1 protein-coding gene and 1 pseudogene are annotated in these 1017 nt (G+C 30.1%); both read right to left on the bottom strand.

Features of this window, described 5'->3' with window-relative positions; genetic code table 11:
- Positions 1-308, bottom strand: a pseudogene (locus tag AC1DTM_RS28385) (MMPL family transporter); the annotation flags it as partial.
- A 239-nt stretch (positions 309-547) separates the two neighbouring features.
- Positions 548-1017, bottom strand: a 470-nt coding sequence (locus tag AC1DTM_RS28380) for a TetR family transcriptional regulator (protein ID WP_477001478.1), incomplete at its 5' end; no start/stop codon positions are given.

The raw sequence follows: 1017 nt of genomic DNA, 5'->3' as shown, positions 1-1017 counted from the left end.
ATTCCCAATTGCTCTTTTTCATTTTGTAAAGCGTTGATTGTTTTTGTTATTTCCTCTTTTTGTTCCTTCGTTAAAGCGTTTTTATCTCCACTATTAAAAACGGCTATAATTTCATACTTTTGAGCCCCTTCTTTATCCATCTCTTTTATCATTTTGTCAGCAATACTGCTTTGTTCTGTATTAGGAATCGTAATTTGCCCTTTTTCTTTCACTAATTTATCCATATTAGGCATCGTTACGACCATTGTAATAGTAATAACTATCCATAATAGAAAAGATAAACTTCTCCAACTTTTTAACTTGCTCATATTAATCATCTCCCACTTTTAGAGGTTTATGTTTCCTCAGGAATGAATATTCATTCCTATTATTTGAAAACTAYCATTTTGGAATGAACGTTCATTCCTATTAAATTATTTTATAAACGCTATTAAACTACTCTTACCAGAATAAATATTCATTTCTTTAGCTATACAAACATATCATCTCCTATTTTCATATCTATTTAGGAATGAATGTTCATTCCTATCCTTATAAAGCTATAGAATCAAATGATTCTAATAGCATTCCAAGAGCTTTCTTCCAATTCTTTTACTAATTCTTTTGAGTATTCTAATTGCCCTGTCGCCATTACTTTTGTTAATTTTTCAAGCGGCTGATATACAATAATAATTAAAGCAACTGGAGGTAATGGACGAAGAAGGCCTTTTTCAATCCCACCCTCTATAATATTCATAAAGAATCCTATAAAGTCGTCAAATATTTTCTTACTCTGTTCATCAAGAAAATAACTATCACAGTGAGAATTTGTAAAAAGAAAAGCATCCACATTGTTTCTCGCAAATTCAAATAAACGATTATACGTATGACTAAATTGTTCACGAATATTTGCTTCAACAGGAAAATCTGTTTTTATTGTTTCAGATAGTTGTAACATACTTTCTGAAAATAATGAGTTAACGAGTGCCTCTTTATTTTCAAAATAGCGATAAATAGTACCAGCGCCGACATTAGCTT

It is taken from the genome of Bacillus sp. P4_D3, from assembly GCF_056401855.1.
Note: the sequence above shows the minus strand (reverse complement) of the source record. Positions and strands in the feature narration are given on the sequence as shown.